The sequence below is a fragment of the Sphingomonas sp. SORGH_AS_0870 genome (assembly GCF_031453175.1).
GTDB lineage: Bacteria > Pseudomonadota > Alphaproteobacteria > Sphingomonadales > Sphingomonadaceae > Sphingomonas.
Map to the genome: position 1 here is coordinate 726,017 of NZ_JAVIYW010000002.1, position 19,041 is coordinate 745,057.

At 68.8% G+C, this 19,041-nt stretch carries 16 protein-coding genes, 1 tRNA gene and 2 pseudogenes; 9 read left to right on the forward strand and 10 right to left on the reverse strand.

Translation table 11 applies throughout. The features are described 5' to 3' along the window. The first annotated feature begins 41 nt into the window (after nt 1-41). Nucleotides 42-581 carry a PilZ domain-containing protein gene (locus QE363_RS03995; protein WP_387432558.1) on the forward strand — a complete coding sequence of 180 codons (540 nt, stop codon included), beginning with the start codon at nt 42-44 and terminating at the stop codon, nt 579-581. Between the two features lie 13 nt (nt 582-594). On the opposite strand, the gene QE363_RS04000 is transcribed toward QE363_RS03995, so the two are convergent. Continuing rightward, nucleotides 595-1,359 (reverse strand): folate-binding protein, encoded by a 765-nt coding sequence (locus QE363_RS04000; RefSeq protein WP_309692134.1) that lies wholly within the window; start codon nt 1,357-1,359, stop codon nt 595-597. A 47-nt stretch (nt 1,360-1,406) separates the two neighbouring features. Here QE363_RS04000 and QE363_RS04005 point away from each other — a divergent pair, with 47 nt between their 5' ends. Then, entirely contained in the window at nt 1,407-2,726 is a 1,320-nt protein-coding gene (locus QE363_RS04005) for a dihydroorotase (RefSeq protein WP_309692137.1), read from the forward strand. Further along, nucleotides 2,723-3,124, forward strand: a complete 402-nt coding sequence (locus tag QE363_RS04010) for a hypothetical protein (RefSeq protein WP_309692138.1) — start codon at nt 2,723-2,725, stop codon at nt 3,122-3,124. Before QE363_RS04005 ends, QE363_RS04010 begins: the two co-directional genes overlap by 4 nt. Before the next feature lie 111 nt (nt 3,125-3,235). On the opposite strand, the gene QE363_RS04015 is transcribed toward QE363_RS04010, so the two are convergent. Beyond that, the gene (locus tag QE363_RS04015; RefSeq protein ID WP_309692141.1) at nt 3,236-3,988 is read right to left on the reverse strand and encodes a DUF1134 domain-containing protein; all 753 of its coding nucleotides are present in this window, start codon (nt 3,986-3,988) and stop codon (nt 3,236-3,238) included. Between the two features lie 164 nt (nt 3,989-4,152). On the opposite strand from QE363_RS04015, the gene QE363_RS04020 reads away from it, so the two are divergent. Then, nucleotides 4,153-4,242 (forward strand) — tRNA-Ser (locus tag QE363_RS04020). Between the two features lie 193 nt (nt 4,243-4,435). Next, nucleotides 4,436-5,623, forward strand: coding sequence for an alpha/beta hydrolase-fold protein (locus tag QE363_RS04025; RefSeq protein WP_309692144.1), 1,188 nt, complete (start codon nt 4,436-4,438; stop codon nt 5,621-5,623). A 45-nt stretch (nt 5,624-5,668) separates the two neighbouring features. Here QE363_RS04025 and QE363_RS04030 read toward each other — a convergent pair whose 3' ends face one another. Then, the gene (locus tag QE363_RS04030) at nt 5,669-6,085 is read right to left on the reverse strand and encodes a DUF3597 domain-containing protein (RefSeq protein ID WP_309692146.1); all 417 of its coding nucleotides are present in this window, start codon (nt 6,083-6,085) and stop codon (nt 5,669-5,671) included. A gap of 154 nt (nt 6,086-6,239) precedes the next feature. Between QE363_RS04030 and QE363_RS04035 the strand changes: the two genes are divergently transcribed. Then, entirely contained in the window at nt 6,240-6,815 is a 576-nt protein-coding gene (locus QE363_RS04035) for a DUF4142 domain-containing protein (protein WP_309692147.1), read from the forward strand. A gap of 40 nt (nt 6,816-6,855) precedes the next feature. On the opposite strand, the gene QE363_RS04040 is transcribed toward QE363_RS04035, so the two are convergent. From QE363_RS04040 to QE363_RS04060, 5 genes and pseudogenes are all read right to left on the reverse strand, one after another. Further along, a complete protein-coding gene (locus tag QE363_RS04040) occupies nt 6,856-7,422 on the reverse strand; it encodes a TonB-dependent receptor domain-containing protein (protein ID WP_309692150.1) in 567 nt (188 codons plus the stop codon). 127 nt (nt 7,423-7,549) lie between these two features. Beyond that, nucleotides 7,550-9,037: pseudogene (locus tag QE363_RS04045) on the reverse strand (TonB-dependent siderophore receptor); the annotation flags it as partial. Nucleotides 9,038-9,063: 26 nt separating this feature from the next. Beyond that, nucleotides 9,064-10,032 (reverse strand): FecR domain-containing protein, encoded by a 969-nt coding sequence (locus tag QE363_RS04050; RefSeq protein ID WP_309692153.1) that lies wholly within the window; start codon nt 10,030-10,032, stop codon nt 9,064-9,066. Further along, nucleotides 10,025-10,540, reverse strand: a complete 516-nt coding sequence (locus tag QE363_RS04055) for a sigma-70 family RNA polymerase sigma factor (protein WP_309692159.1) — start codon at nt 10,538-10,540, stop codon at nt 10,025-10,027. Before QE363_RS04055 ends, QE363_RS04050 begins: the two co-directional genes overlap by 8 nt. A 140-nt stretch (nt 10,541-10,680) precedes the next feature. Beyond that, nucleotides 10,681-13,395, reverse strand: a complete 2,715-nt coding sequence (locus QE363_RS04060) for a TonB-dependent receptor (RefSeq protein WP_309692162.1) — start codon at nt 13,393-13,395, stop codon at nt 10,681-10,683. Nucleotides 13,396-13,666: 271 nt separating this feature from the next. Here QE363_RS04060 and QE363_RS04065 point away from each other — a divergent pair, with 271 nt between their 5' ends. Beyond that, entirely contained in the window at nt 13,667-14,383 is a 717-nt protein-coding gene (locus tag QE363_RS04065) for a phosphatase PAP2 family protein (protein WP_309692165.1), read from the forward strand. On the opposite strand, the gene QE363_RS04070 is transcribed toward QE363_RS04065, so the two are convergent. Both QE363_RS04070 and QE363_RS19685 read right to left on the reverse strand, forming a co-directional pair. Next, nucleotides 14,361-15,653, reverse strand: coding sequence for a TonB-dependent receptor domain-containing protein (locus QE363_RS04070; protein ID WP_405053163.1), 1,293 nt, complete (start codon nt 15,651-15,653; stop codon nt 14,361-14,363). The two genes, QE363_RS04065 and QE363_RS04070, sit on opposite strands and share 23 nt — an antisense overlap. Nucleotides 15,654-16,344: 691 nt before the next feature. After that, nucleotides 16,345-17,214, reverse strand: a pseudogene (locus QE363_RS19685) (TonB-dependent receptor); the annotation flags it as partial. 78 nt (nt 17,215-17,292) lie between these two features. Between QE363_RS19685 and QE363_RS04080 the strand changes: the two are divergent. Then, the gene (locus QE363_RS04080) at nt 17,293-18,060 is read left to right on the forward strand and encodes an SDR family oxidoreductase (RefSeq protein WP_309692172.1); all 768 of its coding nucleotides are present in this window, start codon (nt 17,293-17,295) and stop codon (nt 18,058-18,060) included. Further along, entirely contained in the window at nt 18,057-19,019 is a 963-nt protein-coding gene (locus QE363_RS04085) for a glycosidase (RefSeq protein WP_405053164.1), read from the forward strand. Before QE363_RS04080 ends, QE363_RS04085 begins: the two co-directional genes overlap by 4 nt. Nucleotides 19,020-19,041 lie beyond the last annotated feature (22 nt).

Below are 19,041 nucleotides of genomic sequence, written 5' to 3' on the forward strand. Positions count from 1 at the left end.
ATATGAACAGGTGACTGGGGATACGAAGGGGCAAGGCCGCCATGCCGCGCGGAGGACAACATCATCGAAGCCGGGAAGCGCGTCGGCAGGTCATGATTCCGTGCCGGATGAAGTCGGTGCGGGGATGGGGCGACGCCTGCATCCACAATATCTCGTCGCGCGGCATGATGATCGCCTCCGACGATCCGCTGGTGCCCGGTGACTATGTCGACATTCGCCGGGGCCGCCAGGTGGTGATCGGCCGCGTCATCTGGCGGCGCGATTGCTATACCGGCATCCGAACCCAGGACGTGATCAGCGCCGATACCCTCATCAACGAACCGCGCCTGGAAGGGCGCCCGGTCCAGTCCGCCGCCGAAGCCGATCGCCGCACCAGCCGCAGCCGCGCGGTCAGCCGCATCGACACCGCGCATGGCCTGGACCGAAGCCGCTGGCTGGCCGGCAACCTGCAATTCGGCGCGCTCTGTGCCTTTGGACTGGTCGCCGCCATCGTCATCGCCCTGCAGGTGGCGCAGATGCTCGCCATTCCCACCGGCCGCATCACCCAGGCGCTGGCGGTAAAGCCCGACGCGCGCCCCTGATCCGCGAAGGGGATCAGGCCGGTTCGTCCGCGCCGATCGCCGCCGCCAGCCAGGCGGGGCACAGCGCATCGCCCAGCGTCTCGACCCGGCGATGCTCGACCATCAGCCCCAGCTCCGGATAGGTCGCCCGTGTCCGGTCGCCCGCATCGCCCAGCGGTGCCACGACCAACCGCCGGTTGACCTTCGAGCGGTGATGCATGCGGGCGGTATTCTCCTGCCCGACATAGCAGCCCTTGGTGAAGCTGACCCCGTTCAGCTCGCGCGCATTGCATTCCAGCCAGAGCGTCTCGCCCGACCCCAGTTCGCCCACGCCCTCGGTAACGCCCAGCGACAGGCGGTGCGCGACCCAATCGGTCGCCGCGTCGCCGGCGGGGGCCAGCCAGCGCTTGCCCAATTCGGGCAGGCGTGGGTCCTCGGCATGGCCATCGGCGTCGCGGCTCCAATGCACCGCCAGTTCCTCCACGGGCTCGATCGTGATCGCCCGGCGCAGGCGATAGATCGACAGCCGCCGCGCCAGCGCCTCTGCCTGCGCGGCCTCCGCATCGATCAGCACCGCATCGCCGTCCGCCCATAGCAGAAAGTCGAACAGCGCCTTGCCCTGCGGGGTCAGCAGCCCCGCCCAGCGCGGCCGGTCGGGCGTCAGGCCGATCACGTCCTGCGTCACCAAGCCTTGCAGGAAACCGCGCACATCCTCCCCCGCCACGCGGATCAGGCGCCGGTCGGCCAGCGTCGTGGCGGGCGTGGCGCCGGGCTGCGTCGTCGGGGTGGTATCGCTCATGGTGGCAAGGTAGGAGGGCGCGACCAATCGCGAAAGGCCCGTTTGTCATGACCTTCGATCTGCTTCTCTCCGGCGGCACCGTTCATACCCCCGGCGGCCCCGTTCGTGCCGATGTCGGCGTGACGAACGGCCGGATCGTCGCCATCGGGGCGAAGGGCGATGCGGGGCGGGTGATCGATTGCACCGGGCTCGACATCCTGCCCGGCGTGATCGACAGCCAGGTCCATTTCCGCGAGCCCGGCCTGATGCACAAGGAAGACCTGGCGAGCGGAAGCCGCGCGGCGGTGATGGGCGGCGTGACCGCCGTCTTCGAAATGCCCAACACCAAGCCGAACACCGATTCGGCCGATGCGATCACCGACAAGCTGACCCGCGCGAAGACGATGTATTGCGACCACGCCTTCTATGTCGGCGCGACCAACCACAATGCGCGCGACCTGGCCGAGCTGGAGCGGATGCCGGGCACGGCGGGCGTCAAGATCTTCATGGGCGCGTCGACCGGCGACCTGCTGGTGTCCGAGGACGCGCGGCTGGCCGAGGTGCTCGCCTCGGGCCATCGCCGCGTCGCCATCCATGCCGAGGACGAGGACCGGATGAACGCGCGTGCGGGCGAGCGGATCGAGGGCGATCCGTCGTCGCACCCGGTCTGGCGCGACGACGAAAGCGCGCTGCTCGCCACCCATCGCATCCTGCGGCTGGCGCGCGCGGCCAATCGCCGCATTCACATCCTGCACGTCACCACGCCCGCCGAGCTGGAATATATCGCCAAGCACAAGGACATCGCGACCTGCGAGGTCACGCCGCAGCATCTGACGCTGGCGGGCGAGGAGGCCTATCCGCGGCTCGGCACGCTGGCGCAGATGAACCCGCCCATCCGTTCGGGCGCACATCGCGACGGGCTGTGGCACTGGCTGAACCAGGGCGTGCCCGACGTCATCGGCTCGGACCATGCGCCGCACACGCTGGAGGAAAAGGCCAAGCCCTATCCGGGCAGCCCCAGCGGGATGCCCGGCGTGCAGACGCTGCTGCCGCTGCTGCTCGACCATGCCGCGAACGGCCGCCTGTCGCTCCAGCGCGTGATCGAGCTGACCAGCGCCGGTGCGCAGCGCATCTTCGGCATCGTCGGCAAGGGGCGGATCGCGGCGGGCTATGACGCCGACTTCACAATCGTCGACCTCAAGAAGCGTTGGACGATCGAGGAAAAGTGGCTTCAGTCCAAGTGCGGCTGGTCGCCCTTCACCGGCATGGAGCTGACCGGCAAGCCGATCGGCACGATCGTGCGCGGCCAGGTGGCGATGTGGGAAGACCAGCTGGCCGAGACCCCGACCGGCCAGCCGATCCGTTTCGAGGCGGTCGATTTCGGATGATCGCAGAGCGCCGGGTGCGTGACATCCGGGTCTATTGCCCGGTCGCGCACCGCACGCTGGCGGCGATGATCGCCGGCGATCCGATGGCGGTCGAGCGCGACGCGACCGCCGCCGCGCTGCTCGCGATCCTGCGGACGCCGCCGCTGGGCGATTTCGGGCGGTATCGCGAGGTGGTGGAACTCGCGCTCGGCTATGAAGGCTTCCGCCCGGCCGAGGGCGCGGTGCCGACGCTGGGGACGGTGGGCGAGGCGAGCTGGTCGCCCACCGTTATCCTGACCGCGATCTATGATGCGGAGGCGGATGTGTCGGGCCTGGCGGAACGGCTGCTCGCCGCGCATCCCTGGGACGTGCCGGTGATCGCGGTCAGCGAGCCCTATCGCTTGCTGATGCGCGGATAGGGGCGGGCATGGGCTTCGACTTCGCTCAGCCTGAACGGCTGTTTGGGAATCACCCGCTCCGTCCGTTCAGCCTGAGCGAAGTCGAAGGCCAAGGGAATCCCCCAGCCCCGATCAGAACGGCAACCAGCGCGCCTTGTGCGTGAAATTCATATAGCCGACATTGACGCCCGCGCGCCAACCGACGCCCAGCCGCACCGGGATCAGCACGACATTGCCGCGCCGCAAATAGGTCGCGGCGAACCCGCCGACGAAATAGAGCCGCCCCTCGGCCGCCGGGAAGCGGTGGAACAGCTCCTCGGTGTCGTAGAGGTTGTAGACCAGCACGAACACCTTGTTCGCGTCGCCGCCAATGTCGAAGCCCAGCGAGGGGCCGGTCCAATAGACCGGCATCTGCCCCTCGACCTTGTGCGTCATCACGCCCGAGCCATAGCGAAGCCCGACGACGAATGCGCCCGACGCCTCGCGCCCCGCGATATAGGCATTGGGGCGGCCCTGCTCGCGCAGGATGCGCTCGATCATCCCCGCCAGGCCCTCGGCGCCCTTGCCGAACACATCCTCGCCCGCGGCCATCAGATCGTCGCGCTCGAAGGTTTCGGAGGCCTGGGTCGTCTGCGTCGCGCGCGAATCGGGAATGGGGGTGGTGACCGGGGGCGGAGTGGTGGTCTGGGCGGGGGGCAGCGACTGGACCGGCGGCTCGACCGGCACGGGATCCCGCTGCGCCGGACGCGAGGGCTGGGTCGCCAGGTCGCTGTCGATTCCCTGGTTCGGATCGATGGTCCGGACCTGGGCGACGGCGGGCATGGCGGTCGCGGCGACGGCGGACAGGCCGCACAGGACCGACAGACCCAGATGGACGAAACGCATGACCTTCAACTCCCCCGGCAAGCCGATGCGGCACGTTAACCAGCCGCCGCCTTGCAGTGCAATGAACGACCTGAAGGCCCCTAGTCGATTTTCTCCACAAAATCCCGTCCAACCCCGGTTGATTGCCTCCCCCGGCCCCGCTATAGCCGCACCTCGCCGCAACCGGAGACGTGGGTGAGTGGCTGAAACCAACGCTTTGCTAAAGCGTCGTACGGGAAACCGTACCGAGGGTTCGAATCCCTCCGTCTCCGCCATATTGCGCGCTCCCCGATCATGTTCGAAACGCCGTAAGGCCGAACCGTGCTTCACCGCCCAGTCGAGCGGCCGGGACGGCATCTGATCCGTTTCCGGACCTGTGCCGATCGGCGCTTGTGTTGTCCTGTCCTTGCGATCACCCTCGCGGAAACGAACCGGCTTTCGGGACCGGGAGACGAGGGAGGATGAGCTATGAGGAACGCACTCGCGGCGCTGGCGATGGGTATGGCGGGCGTGGCGGCGGCCGGCGCGGCCCAGACCCCGTCCGCGCCGACGCCCGCGCCGGTGAAGGAGGATTTCAGACCCTCCTCGCTCAACCAGCCGGGCCAGCTCTATCCGCAGGTCAATTCGCAAGGTTATGCCCGTTTCCGCATCCTCGCCCCCGATGCCAGGGCGGTGAAGGTCAGCCTGGGGCTGGGTGGGCGCGGCGGGACCGTGCTGACCAGAGCGCCCGATGGGTCATGGATGGGCACGTCCGAAGGGCCGCTGGACGAGGGATTTCATTATTACCACCTGACCGTCGACGGCGGCACGTTCAACGATCCGGGGACACTCAACTTCTACGGCTCGACGCGCTGGGAAAGCGGGATCGAGATTCCGGCGCATGACGCGGACTTCTATGCGCTGAAGGACGTGCCCCATGGCCGGGTCGAGCAGATCCTGTTCGCCTCGCCCAGCACGGGCACGCAGCGGCGCGCCTTCGTCTACACCCCGCCCGGCTATGACCGGAGCGCGGCCGAACGCTATCCGGTCCTCTATCTCCAGCATGGCTGGGGGGAGGACGAGACCGCCTGGTCCAACCAGGGCCATGCCAACCTCATCATGGACAATCTGATCGCCGCCGGAAAGACGCGGCCGTTCCTCATCGTCATGACCTATGGCATGACCAACGATCTGCGCCCCGGCGGTCCGGGTGGGCTGGCCGCGTTCGATATCCGACCGTTCCAGACGGTGCTGCTGAACGAGCTGATCCCTTATGTCGACGGGCATTTCCGCACCCTGTCCGACCAGCGTCACCGCGCGATGGCGGGGCTGTCCATGGGCGGGTTCGAGACCAAGCTGATCGCCCCCAAACATCTCGACACCTTCGGCGCGATCGGGTTGCTGAGCGGCGGGACCATGTCGATGGAGGATGTGAAGGCGGCACCCGGCTATCGCGACAAGGTGCGGCTGACCTTTGTCAGCTTCGGCAGTCGCGAGCTGGAGGGCGGTCGCACCGGCCCGCCGGGCGGCCCGCGCAGCGATCCGCGCGCCAATGCCGAAGCGTTGAAGAAGGCCGGGTTCAACAGCGTCTTCTTCGTCTCGCCGGACACGGGACACGAATTCCAGACATGGCGGCGCAGCCTGCATGCCATGGCGCCGCTGCTGTTCCGCGACTGAGGGGGACGGGGTCGGCGGCGGTGATGCGCCGCCGACTTTACGCGATCAGTTGCGCAGGCTGTCGGGCACGACGCCGCCATTTTCGGCGAGCTTGGCCATCACCGCCTTGTGCAGCGCGATATTCTGTTCGGCCGACCCGTCCTCGGCGGCGTGGACGCCCAGTTCGTCGGCCAGTTCCTTGCGCGCCGACAGGCTGGAATCCAGGTCGAGCAGCTTGAGCAGATCGACGATCGAGCTTTGGTAGTTACCCCCGCCGCCCTTCATCGACGCCATTTCGGACAGGACCGCACCGACATCGACCGCCTGGGGCGATGCAGGTTCGGGGGCAGGGGTAGGTGCGGCGGCCGGGGCGGGCTGGGTCGGTTCCGCCTGGATCGTGGCGGGCGCCGGGGTGGGAGCGGGGGCAGCCGTCTTGCTGCCATGGTGGAATATCTTGTTCAGGATATTGCCGAAAATGCTCATGACCGAGTTCCTTCGCTGATACGGATGACGGCGATGCCCGCCTCAACGACGAAAAGTGGCGTCCGGGTCCGTCACGGGTCGCTTCCCGGTTGGGAACGTCATCGCCCGACAGACGCTTACACCCCATCTCCCGACGCTTTTTCAGGGGTTTGCCATGACCATTCGTACGACGCTCATCGCCACGACCGCCCTTCTCGCGCTGGCGGGGTGCGGCAAGAAACAGGATGCGACGCCCGCCGACACGACGAACAGCGTCGCCGCCGCCAACCAGCTCGACGCCGCGACGCCGACCCCCGCCGCCGTCAGCGCGTCGCAGAGCTTCGTCAACACCGCCGCCGCCAGCGACGCGTTCGAGATCGAAAGCTCGAAGCTGGCGCTGACCAATGGCGCGTCCGCCTCGGTCAAGTCCTATGCCCGCAAGATGATCGAGGCGCACACCGCCTCGACCGCCAAGCTGAAGGCGACCACCGCCACGCTGAGCCCCGCGCTCACCCCCGATCCGGCGCTCAACGCCGAGCAGCAGCAGACGATCGACCAGCTGAAGTCGCTCAACGGCGCGGCGTTCGACCAAGCCTATATCGCCGCGCAGGCGGCCGGGCACCAGCAGACGCTCGATGCGCTGAAGGCCTATGCCGCGACCGGCGACGTGCCCCAGTTGAAGACCTTCGCCAACGGGCTGATCCCGACCGTCGCCGCGCATCTGAACATGGTGAAGGGCCTGAAGGCCTGAGTTAAGGGACAGGGGCGGCGGGCCTGCGCGCCGCCCCTTCTCAAAAGGCGAAGCTGACCGTGCCGATCGCGCGACGCGGGTCGCCGATCGCGACGCCATATTGGTTGACCGCCGAGGTGTAATAGGTCCGGTCGAAGATGTTCTTCAGGTTGAACTGGAACGTCACCCGCCGCCCCGCCAGTTGCGTGTCATAGGTCATGAAGGCGTCGGCCACGACATAGGATGCCAGCCAGAAGCTGTTGGCATCGTCCCCAGGCCGCCGCGCGACATAGCGTCCGCCCGCGCCCAGCCTCAGCCGATCCTCGCCCGCGATCGCCCCGACATCATAGGCCGCCGACAGCGACGCGGTATGCGGCGCGACATTGGCGAGCTGGTTGCCCGAAAATGCCGGGTCCTCGACGGTCCGCGCATGGGTATAGGCATAGCTGCCGATCAGGCTGAGCGTGCGCGTCACCTGGCCCGCCACGTCCAGCTCCACCCCGCGCGAGATCGCACGGCCGGCGGTGCGGTAATCGGTCAGCGCGGTCGCCGGATTGAACTGCGACACCAGCACGTTGCGCTTGTCGATATCGTACAGCGCCAGCGTCGCGGTGACGCGGTCGGGCATGTCCAGCTTGGCCCCGACCTCGAACGAGCGTCCCCGCTCCGGCGCGAAGGCCAGAGGTGAGGGTGACGCCGCTGGCCAGCGGCGCGATGGTCGAGGTCGGCTTCAGCGAGCGGGTATAGCCGCCATAGAGCGACAGGATGTCGGTCGCGCGCCAGACCAGCCCGGCCTGGGGCACGAACTCCCAGCGGTCCAGATCGGTGTTGGCGGTGAAGGGCCGTCCGCGCCCCGCCCGCTGGTCGAACCCGACCAGCCGTCCGCCCGCCGTCACGATCCAGCGCTCGCCCAGATGGATCGCGTCCTGGCCGAACAGCGAATAGTTATACAGCCGGTCGGTCTGGTCGCTGTCGGACGGCGACACGGTGGTCGGAAAGGGCTCGCGCCCATAGACGGGGCGCAGATAGCTGAAGGTCGTGGACGTCGCCTGGCGGATCAGGTCGCGGCGATAATAGCGGCGATATTCGCCCTCCACGCCCAGGATGATCTGGTGCCGCATCCCCAGCGCCTCGACCTGGCCGTCGAGATAGGCCTGAACATAGGCATCGGTGCTGAGCGACCCGACGGTCGCGTCGTTGCGGCGGGTCAGCGTGCCGCGCGTCGTGTTGACGCCGGTGACCCGCAACTGTCCGGCATCGTAACGCTCGCTGTTGAAGCTCGCCGCCAGATGCGCCGCCCATGTGCCGCCCAGCCGGTGGTCGAGCGCCAGCTGGACCAGGTGGCTGTCGCCGACCATCCGGTTGTTGCGATCGTCCAGCCGCTCGCGACGCGGCACCGCCAGCGGGGTCATCGTGCGGGGATCGAGCACCGTCCCCCGGTCGAAGGGCGTGTCGAACCGGCGATATTCATACCACAGCACCACCTGCGTATCGCCGCCATACCAGCCGAGCGAGGGCGCGATCAGCGTGTCGCGGCGCTCGCCGAAATTGCGCCAATAATCCTCGTCCTGATGATCGAGCACCAGCCGCCCGGCCAGAGGACCCGCGATCGGCCCGGTCAGGTCGGCCATCGCCTCCAGCCCGGTGCGCGATGCGGCATAGGCCGATCCGGTCAGCGCGACCGCCAGATGCGGGTCGAGCAGCGGCTTCTTCGCGACGGTGTTGATGACCCCGCCGGGGTCCATGATGCCATAGAGCAGCGAGGCGGGGCCCTTCAGCACCTCGACGCTCTGGGTGGCGGCGTTGAAGGCGCGGCCCTGTACCAGCGGCATGCCGTTGCGCATCACCGACCCGTCGCGATTGCCGCCGAAGCCGCGCTTGAGCACCGTGTCCTGCGTCGCGGCCAGCGTATTGCCCTGGGTGATGCCGCTGATATTGGCGAGCGCATCGTCCAGGAAGCGCGGGCGCTGGTCGCGGATCACCTGCGCGGGCACGATATTGACCGCCTGCGGCGTCTCCAGCGGTCCGGCCGAGGAGCGCAGGGTCGAGGCGTCGGGGGTCGGCTTGTACCGATCGTCCGCCGCCCTGGGCGCGGGCGAGGCGCGGCCGGTGACGACGATCTCCTGCCCGGTGGTGCCGTCGTCGTCGAGCGTGGCCGCCTGCGCGGAAGCGGCGGTCAGGCCCAGGACCAGCAACCCGCCGGTGATCGTTCGCATAGGATGTCCCCTTTGCGAGCGCCTCATATACTTTTGATAGGGACTCGCAATAGCTACCTGCGCGTGAGCGTGATCCCGTCCGGCCCCTCGCGCACCGACAGGTCGAACAGCGCGCCGATCAGCGTCAGGCTCTCGACCGGGCGGTCCAGCCGGAAGCGCCCGTTGAACGTCTCGTCCGCCAGCGCCGGATCGGCCAGCCGGATGGGGCGGGGGCTGTAGCGCCCGATCCGCGCCACCGCATCGCCCAGCCGGATTCGGTCGCCGGTCAGCCAGCGATCCTGCCACCCCTGATAGATGGCGGTGTCGAAGCGGTGGAGCGCGATCCGGTCGCGCCCGGCCTCGGCCCAGTAACCGGCGGTGACGACCACCGGCGCCTGCCCCGGCACGCTCAGCCGCACCCGGCCGCGATAGACGCGCAGCTCGCTATGCCCCGCGCCGCGATCGACGCTGAAATTGGTGCCCAGCGCGACCATCTGCCCTTCGGGTGTCGAGACGGCGAAGGGGCGGTCGGCGTCATGGCGCACCTCGAACCGTGCCGCGCCGCCTTGCAACGTCAGGTCGCGCGCGTCGTCCGAAAAGGCGATCGCGACGCGCGAGGCGGCGTCGAGCGTCATGTCCGATCCGTCGGGCAGCGTGACCCGGCGCTGCTGCCCGACCGCGCTGGCATAGTCTGCGCGCACCGTTCCGCCGGGGGGCAGGGCGTGCCACAGCACCGGCGCAACGGCCATGGCGGCGAGCGCGGCGGCGATGCCGATGGCGAAGCGCCGGTTCGCGGGGCGCGCCAGCGCCTGCCAGCGGCGGGGACGGGGGCGGGGTGCCGGGATGGACAGGCTCGCCCGTTCCGCCTGCTCGACGACATGGAACAGCGCCGGGTCGCCCAGCAGCCGTACCATCCGCCCCAAGGCGTCGCGATGCGCGGGCGAGCGGTTCAGCCATGCGCCCAGTTCGGCGCGATCGTCCGGCGACAGCGCGTCCAGCCGGTCGGCCCAGTCCGCCGCCTCTTCGATCAGCCCGTCAGTCATGCGCCCGGCTCCGGGGAAGGGGGCGGATGGGGCCGTCGTCCACGCATCCGGCCAGATCGACCATGGCGCGGACCAGATGCTTCTTCACCGCCTCGACGCTGATGTTCATCTCCTGGGCGATCTGCTGGCGCGACTTGCCCTCCAGATGGCGTTCGACAAAGACCGCGCGGCGCTGCGGCGGCAGGGTGTCCAGCACGGCGCGGAACCGGTCGAAACGCTGGCGATAGTCCAGCACCTCGTCCGCCAGCGGCAGCGCGCAGGCCAGTTCGGTGTCGACCGGGCCATGGTCGGCGACGATCCGCCGGGCGCGGTTATGGATGACCGAGTCGGCCACGCGAAAGGCATAGGCGAGCGGCTGTTCGATCACCTGTCTGCGCTCCTGCTCGATGACGCGCATGATCGCCTCCTGCACGATGTCCTCGGCCTGTTCGGGCTCGCGGATCCGCCTGCGGACATAGGTCAGCAGCCGGTCGCGCCCGTCCGCCACCCAGGCGAGCGGCCCGCTCATTCGGTCCCGTCCATGAAGAGCCGGTCGCACCGCATCCGGGGACATTTCCTCGCGAAAAACAGGATGCGTCGGCCTCGGGGAGAGGCCGACGCACCATGATCCGATATCCTGCGCGGGCAGGACATCAAGTGCCGTCAGGGTCAGAAGGTGACCCGGACACCGCCCAGCAGCGTCGTGCCCGAACGGGTCACGACATAGAGCCGCTTCGTGCTGTTGGAATATTGCTTCTCGCGCTGGTTGGTCAGGTTGATGCCGTTCAGCGTCAGCTGGACGTTCTTGGTGACGCTATAATGCGCCGACATGTCGACATAGACCGTGCCCTCGAACCCGGTGACGTCCTGGTCGGGGCCGAGCGCGGTCAGCACCGGCGAGGCGCTGAAGATATAGCCGCTGCGATAATTGGCCGAGACGCGCGCGTCGAACGCCTTGTCCTGGTAATAGAGCGTGGCGTTGGCATTGTACTTGCTCAGCCCCTCCAGCGTGGTCGGGATGCTGCCCGCATAGATTTTGGAATAGTCCAGCCGCGAGTCGACATAGGTGAAGTTCACCGCGGTCCCCAGCCGGTCGAACGGCGCGGGCAGGAACTTGAAGTCGGTCTGGCCCGACAGCTCGACCCCGAACAGGTTCGTCGCCAGCAGGTTCACGGGGCGCGAGAAGCTGTCGATGATCGTCTTGCCGGTGACGCCCGGATAGAGATTGTCGGGCAGCCCGGTCTGCGAATAGGGCACGTCGCTGACCGTCTGGGTCGAGATATAGCCGTCGAGATGCTTGTAGAACAGGGCGGCGGCGACATAGCCGACCGAGCCGAAATACTGCTCGGCCGAGATGTCGAAGTCGTTCGACTTGTAGGGGCGCAGGTTCGGGTTGCCGATCGACACGGTGATGTCGCCATTGTTGTTGCTGACCGATCCGTTGACCGCCAGCGCGCCCAGCGCCGGACGGTTGATGTTCTGCGACGCGGCGAAGCGCAGCATCAGCCCCGGATTCAGCTCGAAGATCAGGTTCGCGGCGGGCAGCACGCCCTGATATTCGCCGCGCACCGTGACCGGGCCGACGCTGGCCAGCCCGTCCGAGGTGACGGTGGTGCGATAGTAGCGCGCCCCGATATTGCCGCGGAAGGGCACGCCGCCCAGCACATGGTTCCAGTCATATTGGACAAAGGCCGCGCTGGTGCGCTCCTCGACCGCATATACGCCGATCTTGTTGGCCAGATATTGCGAGCGGTTGATGCCCAGGGTCTGGAGCATCTTGGGGAAGTTGACGATCGTCCAGTCCTGCCCCGAATAGCCGGTATAGGTCTGGGCATAGGCGCTGGGATTGGCGTTGACCTTGCCCGACACGAAGCTGCTCGTCAGGATATTGTCCTGCTCGGCATAATAGCCGCCGTTCGAGAAGCGCCGCCACTCGCCGCCGACGCTGATCGTGTCGTCGGGGGTGAACTTATAGTCGAAGCGGCCCTTGACGTTGTCGAAGGCGGAATCCTGGTAGGTGTTGTTCACATACAGGCGCTTGGCGTGCCAGAAATTCGGGTCGGTGGTGTTGAATTTATAGGTGTTGACCAGCGAATAGGTGCCGCCGCGATAGTCGGAGGTGACGTCGCCAAAGCCCTCCAGCGTGAACTTGTCGTTGACCGGCATGTCGTAGCGCGAACGCTCGACGCCGCCCAGCCAGGTGAAGGTCAGGCCGTCGACCAGCTCGGCGTCGCCGCTGAGCACCATCTGCTTGAACACGTTCTTGGTGTTCTGGACGCGGGTCTCGGTCGACGCCTTGCCGCCCGACACGTCGAGATAGGTCACCTCATTGCGGTCGTTCCACTGGATCGCGTTGACGCGCGAATTGGGATAGACGGTGCCCGCAAAGGTCTCACCGCCGCCCAGCCAGGTCGAGCTGCCGCCGCCGCGCGAGGCCAGGTGCGTCTCGAAACGGTCGCCCTTGAACTGGCCGTAGAGGCCGTCGAGCGTCAGATGCACCTTGTCGGTCGGCGCCCACTGGACCGAGGTGGTCAGCCCGATCCGCTCCTGCTTGCTGTCCCATACCGACAGGCGGTTGCCGCGCGCGAACAGCAGGTCGCCCGAGTTGATCTTGGTCTGTTCGGCGGCGGTCAGGCCGCTGATGTTGCTGCCATTCGCCTTGTTGCGGCGCCAGCGATAGGTGTCGAACCCCTCCTCGCGGGTGTTGCGGCGGCTATAGGCGGCCGAGACGAGGATGCCGAAATCGCCCCAGTTTTTGGAGATCAGGCCGGTCAGGCGCGGCTGGAAGTCGCGGGTCAGCGAGTTGGTGCCGCCCTGCGCCGACATGGCGATCTTGGTGCCTTTGAAGTCGAACGGGCGCGCGGTGTAGAGCCCGACCGTGCCCGCCAGGCCGCCCTCGGTCTGCTTGGCCTGGTACGACTTTTCGACATCGACATGGTTGAACAGTTCGGCGGCGAACAGGTTGAAGTCGAAGGCGCGGTCGCGCGTCGTCTGGCCGCGGCTGTCCTGCGGCGAGTCGACATTGCCCAGCACCTCCATCCCGTCGAGCTGGACGCGGGTGAAGTCGGGGCCCAGGCCGCGCAGGGAGATGCGGCGGCCTTCGCCCGCTTCACGATTGATCGCGACGCCGGGCAGGCGCTGGAGCGCCTCGGCCAGGTTCAGGTCGGGAAAGGCGGCGATGTCGCTGGCCGCGATCGAATCCTTGATGATCGACGCCTCGCGCTTGGAATTGCGCGCCTGGGCCAGGCTGGTGCGATAGCCGGTGACGACCACCTCGCCCTGCTGGTCCGTCGCGCCGTCCTGGTTCGGCGCGTCCTGCGCAACCGCCGGCTGCACCGCGAACAGCGCGCTCGACGCCAGCAGCAGCGTTCTCTTCGTCCACATCTCGAATAACCCCCCAAGGAATGAAATCACGCGTCCGGCCAAACGGACGGTCGCGGGGAAGACGGGGGTTCGCGCAAAACGGGGACAAGGAAATTTGTAAAAGTTTTAAGACATTTATGGCGTTTTTGTTACGGTTTTTCTACGGATTTGAGAATCGTCTGAACAATCCGAGGGCCATGTCCCCGGTTGCCGGAGAAAAACGTCTTGGGATAGGCGAATGACAACTTGGGCAGGGGACGAGCGGATGCGGACGATGCGAACGGGCTGGGGAATGGCAGCGATCCTGATGCTTGCGCTGGCGATGCCGGGCGGCGCGGTCGCGCGGGAGGTGGCGGGCTATCTGGCGACGGGCGAGGGGCTGGACCTGGCCGCGATCCTGCCAGGACCGCCCGCACCGGGCAGTCCGCGCGCGCTGGCCGATGCGCGGGTCTTTCGCGACAGCCGGACGCTCGCCGGCACCGCGCGCTGGCAACAGGCGACGGCGGACGTGTCGAGCGATCTGGGCGATCGCTTCGCCGGGGCGCTGGGCTTTCGGCCGGACTGGAGCAAGCTGCCCGTCACCCGCGCGCTGATCGCGCGGTTCGATGCCGACCGTTCGGCGGCGATCGGCGCGGCCAAGCGGCACTGGCAGTCGCCGCGCCCCTTCATCGGCACCGACCTGCCCATTTGCGAGCCGCGCACCCCCTCGCTGATCGCCAATGGCGACTATCCCTCAGGCCATACCGCGCATGGCTGGGGCTTTGCGCTGCTGATGGCGGCGCTGATCCCGGACCGGGCGCAGGCGATCCTGGCGCGCGGGCGCGACTATGGTGACAGCCGCTGGATCTGCGGATCGCACAGCCAGAGCGCGGTCGAGGGCGGTTATCTGGCGGCCAGCGCGGTGTTCGCGCGCGAACAGGGCCAGCCCGCATTCCGCCGCGACCTGGCGGCGGCGGCCGACGAGCTGGCGCGCTACCGCCGGGGCCTTACAGCCGCCAGTCGACGCTGAACGCCACGACGCGCCCCTGCTGCGCGCGGACGGTGATGACACCGTCGCTGGCCCCGGCGCGAATCTCGCCGCCCAGCGCGTCGCCCTGCATCACCGCGATCCGGTCGAGGATGTTGGTCGCGCGCAGCCGCAGCGTCAGGACGGGCGTCGCCGCCCAGCTCGCGCCCAGATCGACCAGCGCGAAGCCGGGCAGCGCCAGCGTATTGGCATCGTCGGCAAAGCGCCGCCCCATCGCCGAAACATCGCCGTCCAGCGTCCAGCCGGTGCCGGGCAGGGTGGCGCTGGCCGACAGGCTGGCCATCAGACGAGGCACCCGGCGCGGCATCCGGCCGCTCAGGTCGGTGACGACGGGCGTGCCGCCGGTGGTGTCGGCGAAGCGATAATGGCGCAGCCTGGGGTCCTGCCAGGTCAGCGTGCCGCGCAGCGCCAGGCCCGGCCGGGGGCTGGCATGGCCGCTAAGCTCCAGCCCCAGCGTACGTGCGGTCGCGTCATGCTGCCCCACCTGCACCGCGCCGGTCGCGGGATCGAGCGACAGGTCGGGCAGCGCGATGTCGGGAAAGCGGCTGGCGAAAAGCGTCGCGTCCAGCCCCGCACCGCCACGCCGCCAGATCAGCCCCAGCTCGGCCTGTTCGACCGACAGGGCGCGGACGGCGTCGCCGCTGCCGATGCGGAACGCGCCGGGATCGGGCAGCCGCATCGCATGGGTCGCGCGGGTGAACAGTCCCAGCCGATCGGACGCCCGCCAGTGCAGCGCCAGCGTCGCCGCCGTCCGCGCGATGCGGGCCCGGCGCCGGTCCCATATCCCCGATCCGACCGCGATCCGGTCATCCGCCAGCGTCGCCGGATCGCCGCCATTCACCGTCGTCGCGCGCTCGACCCAGGCGGACAGCGCGGCGCGCTCGTGCCGCAGGCCCCAGTCGAGCCGCCAGTCCGGCGCGAACCGCCATTCGTCGGCGGCATAGAGCGCGACCATGCGCTGGTGCCCGTCGACCGCCTCATAGGTCGATCCCCGGCTCGACAATCCGCCATCGGTCGCGCGGCCCAGCACCCGCCCGGCGGCATCCAGCGCGACGAGATCGAGCAACCGGCCCTGTCCCCGCGCCTCGACCAGCGCACGCGCGACCGCACGCCGGAAGCGCCAGTCATAGCCGACGCCGTACAGCCCCAGCGTCAGATCGTGATGCCCCGCCGCCTCCAGCGCGCGCGAATAGGACAGGTCGGCGATCGCTTCGGACAGGCGGACGTCGGCGGCGACGGGGTTCAGCGTCACGACCCGGTCGTTGCCGGGAATGGCGGCAAAGGGGCTGTCGTCGCTCGCATGGCGCAGAGCGGCTGAGACGGTGCCCGGAAAGGCGGCGGCGAGGCGGGGCAGCGCGTCGGCCACGGCGCTTTCCGCCGGAACCGCGCTGCCCGACGAGGAAAGCGCATAGCGCTCGGTCCGCGAGGTCCGGCCATGCACGCGAAGGGTCAGCGTGCCGCCGCCCGCCGCCTGCGTCAGCGCCAGCGAGGGCATGACCAGCCGGTTGCGATTGTTCCGCCCCAGCGGCCGCTCGCCCAGCGCGGCGAAGCGCAGGGTCGCCAACTCGGGGCCGAAAGAAACTGTCCCGGCGCGGATCGAAACCGGGCATCGGCTCCAACCGGCCGCCGACATAGCGCATCGGAAAGGACGAGATGTTGAGCGTGTCGTCGGCCAGCCCGCGCCATGCCAGCGTCAGCCGCCCGCCCCGCCAGTCGTGATCGACCCGCGCGCGGATCTGGCCGCCGCCCAGCGTCGCGGCGATGCGCCGCACCGTCGGATCGCGCGCCACCGACCCGCCGATGATCGCGCGCCAGCCGGGGGCGACGGGGCCGGTCGCATAGCCTTCCCAGCGGACCAGCCCGTAATCGGTCAGCGTCGCGCGCATCTCGCCGCCGGGCCGCCCGGCGGGGGCGCGGGTGCGCATGTTGAGCACCCCGCCCGGCGCATTGCTGGCAAAGATCGCGGAGGGGCCGCCGCGCACATAATCGACCGTCTCGACCATCAGGTCGGGGCGGACGAACTGGTCGATATCGGTCCAGGGCAGCGTGTCGTGCTGCACCGGCAGGCCGTCTTCCTGCACCGCGATCGCCTGATAGCCGTCGAGCGGGATGCCGCGCACCCGGACAGTGTTGGCCGCGGTTCCCGCCGAGGTGTCGACCCACAGGCCGGGCAGGCCCGACAGCATCTCGGCCAGGCTTTGCGGCGGCCGCCGCGCCAGTTCCACCGCGTCCAGATGCGACGCGGAATAGCTGCGATCCAGTTCGCCCTGCACGTCGGTGCCGCGTCGTCCGGACACGATCACCTCCTCGCCGACCACCGGCGGCGGGGGCGGGGAGGCGGCGCGGCGCGGCGGCGTGACCTTGGGCGGCAGCGACCGGCCGGCCCGCACCACGATCCCGCCCGGCATCCGGCGACAGGACAGTCCGGCCGGGCGACACCAGCGGTCGAGCGCGCGCGACAGCCGCAGCACCCCCTTCAGCGCGGGCGCCTGGCGACCGGCCAGGTCGGCGGGCCGCGCGACCAGCGCCTGCCCCGCCTGCCGTGCCAGCCGATCGAGTCCGGCCGCGACCGTCCCGGCGGGCAGGTCGACACGCAGCATCGGGTCGTCCTGCCCGGCGGCCAGCACCAGCGCGGCGAGCAGCATCATCGCCGCCCCGCCGTGTCCCGCGCGCCCATCACTGTCCGACCGTCGCCACCCATTCCGCCACCACAGGAGCCGCGCCCTTGCGCGCCGCCGCCCCGGCATCGCCATCGACGGATGCGCGCCGATACCGCGCGAATATGTAGCGCGCATGTCAGTCGCCCCCGACATTCCACGGCTTCGCGAAGATGCCGCTGAACCGATCTGGATCAAGAATCGTTACGCCCGATCATCGATGGAGGACAGGACGTGGCGGGTCAGACAGTGATCGTGACGGGCGCGGAATCGGGCATCGGCGCGGCATGTGCGGAGGCGTTCGGCGCACGGCAGGCGCGGGTGGCGGTGCTCTATTATGCGGATGCCGCCGCCGCCGAAAAGACCGCGGCGGCGGTGCGCGCCGCCGGGGGCGAGGCGATCACCGTTCAGGCGCATGTCGATGACGAGGCCTCGGTCGATCATGCCTTCGCGACCGTCGAACGGCATTGGGCCCCGGCCGATGTGCTGGTCAATTCGGCCGGGCTGAACATGTCGGGCGTGACGGTGCGCGATATGACGCTGGCCCAGTGGCGACGGCTGCTCGACACCGACCTGACGGGCGCCTTCCTGACCTCGCGCCGGTTCCTGACCGGGCGGGGCGCGGCGAAGGGTGATGCCGCGATCCTGCATATCTCGTCGATCCATGCCTATGCGGTGCGCGCCGGGGGCGCCGATTACTGCGCGGCCAAGGGCGGGCTGTCCAACCTGGTCGAGACGCTGGCGATCGAGGAAGCGCCGCACGGCATCCGCGTGAACGCGATCGAGCCGGGCATGATCCTGACCCCGATGAACGCGCATGCGCAGGCCGATCCGGTCTATCGCCGAACACTCGAGCAGAATATCCCGATGGGGCGCGCCGGGAATGCCTCGGAGGTGGCCGACCTCGCCGTCTTCCTCGCCTCCGACAAGGCACGCTACATCACCGGGGCACGGATCGTCATCGATGGCGGCCTGTCGCTGATGCAGGCGCTCGGCGCATGATGGCCCCCGACGCGCAGGGCCCGGTCGCCGATCCGCACCGCAAGGACCGGGTGGTCGACGCCCCGCTCGACCTCGACTTCAACGTCAAGCGGATCGAGGATGTGACGCTGTCGGGCCCGCCCGCGCTGATGGCCCGCGACCTGATGAGCCCCTATGTCTGGCGCGAGGCGGACGGGCGATGGGGCATGATGGTCCGCGCGGTGGTCCGTCCGGGCGAGACGCTGACCGATACCGGCGTGATCTGGTCGGGATGGAGCGAGGACGGGCGGCATTTCACCATGCTCGACGCCCCCTCGATCGCGCCGGGGCCGGGCGACCATGACGCGGGCGGGGTCGAGGACCCGACCGTCGTGCGCCGCGAGGACGGCTATCTCGTCTATTATTCGGGCGTGCTGGCGGACCATTCGCATGGCGAGCTGTCCTATGCCACCGGCCCCGCGCTCGACCTGCTGGAAAAGAGCGGCGTCGCGCTGGCCTCCTCCAAGTCCGAGGGCAATACCAAGGAAGCGACGGTCGACCGCACCGCCGATGGGCGCTGGCGGCTGTTCTACGAATATGCCGCCGACCAGGCCTCGCGCATCGGCATGGCGATCGGCGCGGATGTCGCGGGCCCCTGGACGGAACAGCCCACCCCCTTCATGCCGCGCGAGAACAGCTGGGACGACTGGCATCTGTCGACCGGCCCGCTGCTGACCGACGACAAGGCGTGTCCGGTCATGTTCTACAACGGCGCGACGCGCGATGCGCGCTGGCGGATCGGCTGGGTGGCGTTCGACGAACATTATACCCGCGTCGTCGCGCGCGGGATCGAGCCGCTGATCCTGCCGCCGCCCGCCGATGATCGCGGCGCGACCGACATCGCCTTCGCTGCCTCGGTCGTGGTGGCTGAGGATGGCATCTGGCTTTACTATTCGCTGGAGGATCGGCGATTGTCACGGGCGCTCATCCGGCGCAGTTGAGCCGTCTCCGTCCTTGTTCCCC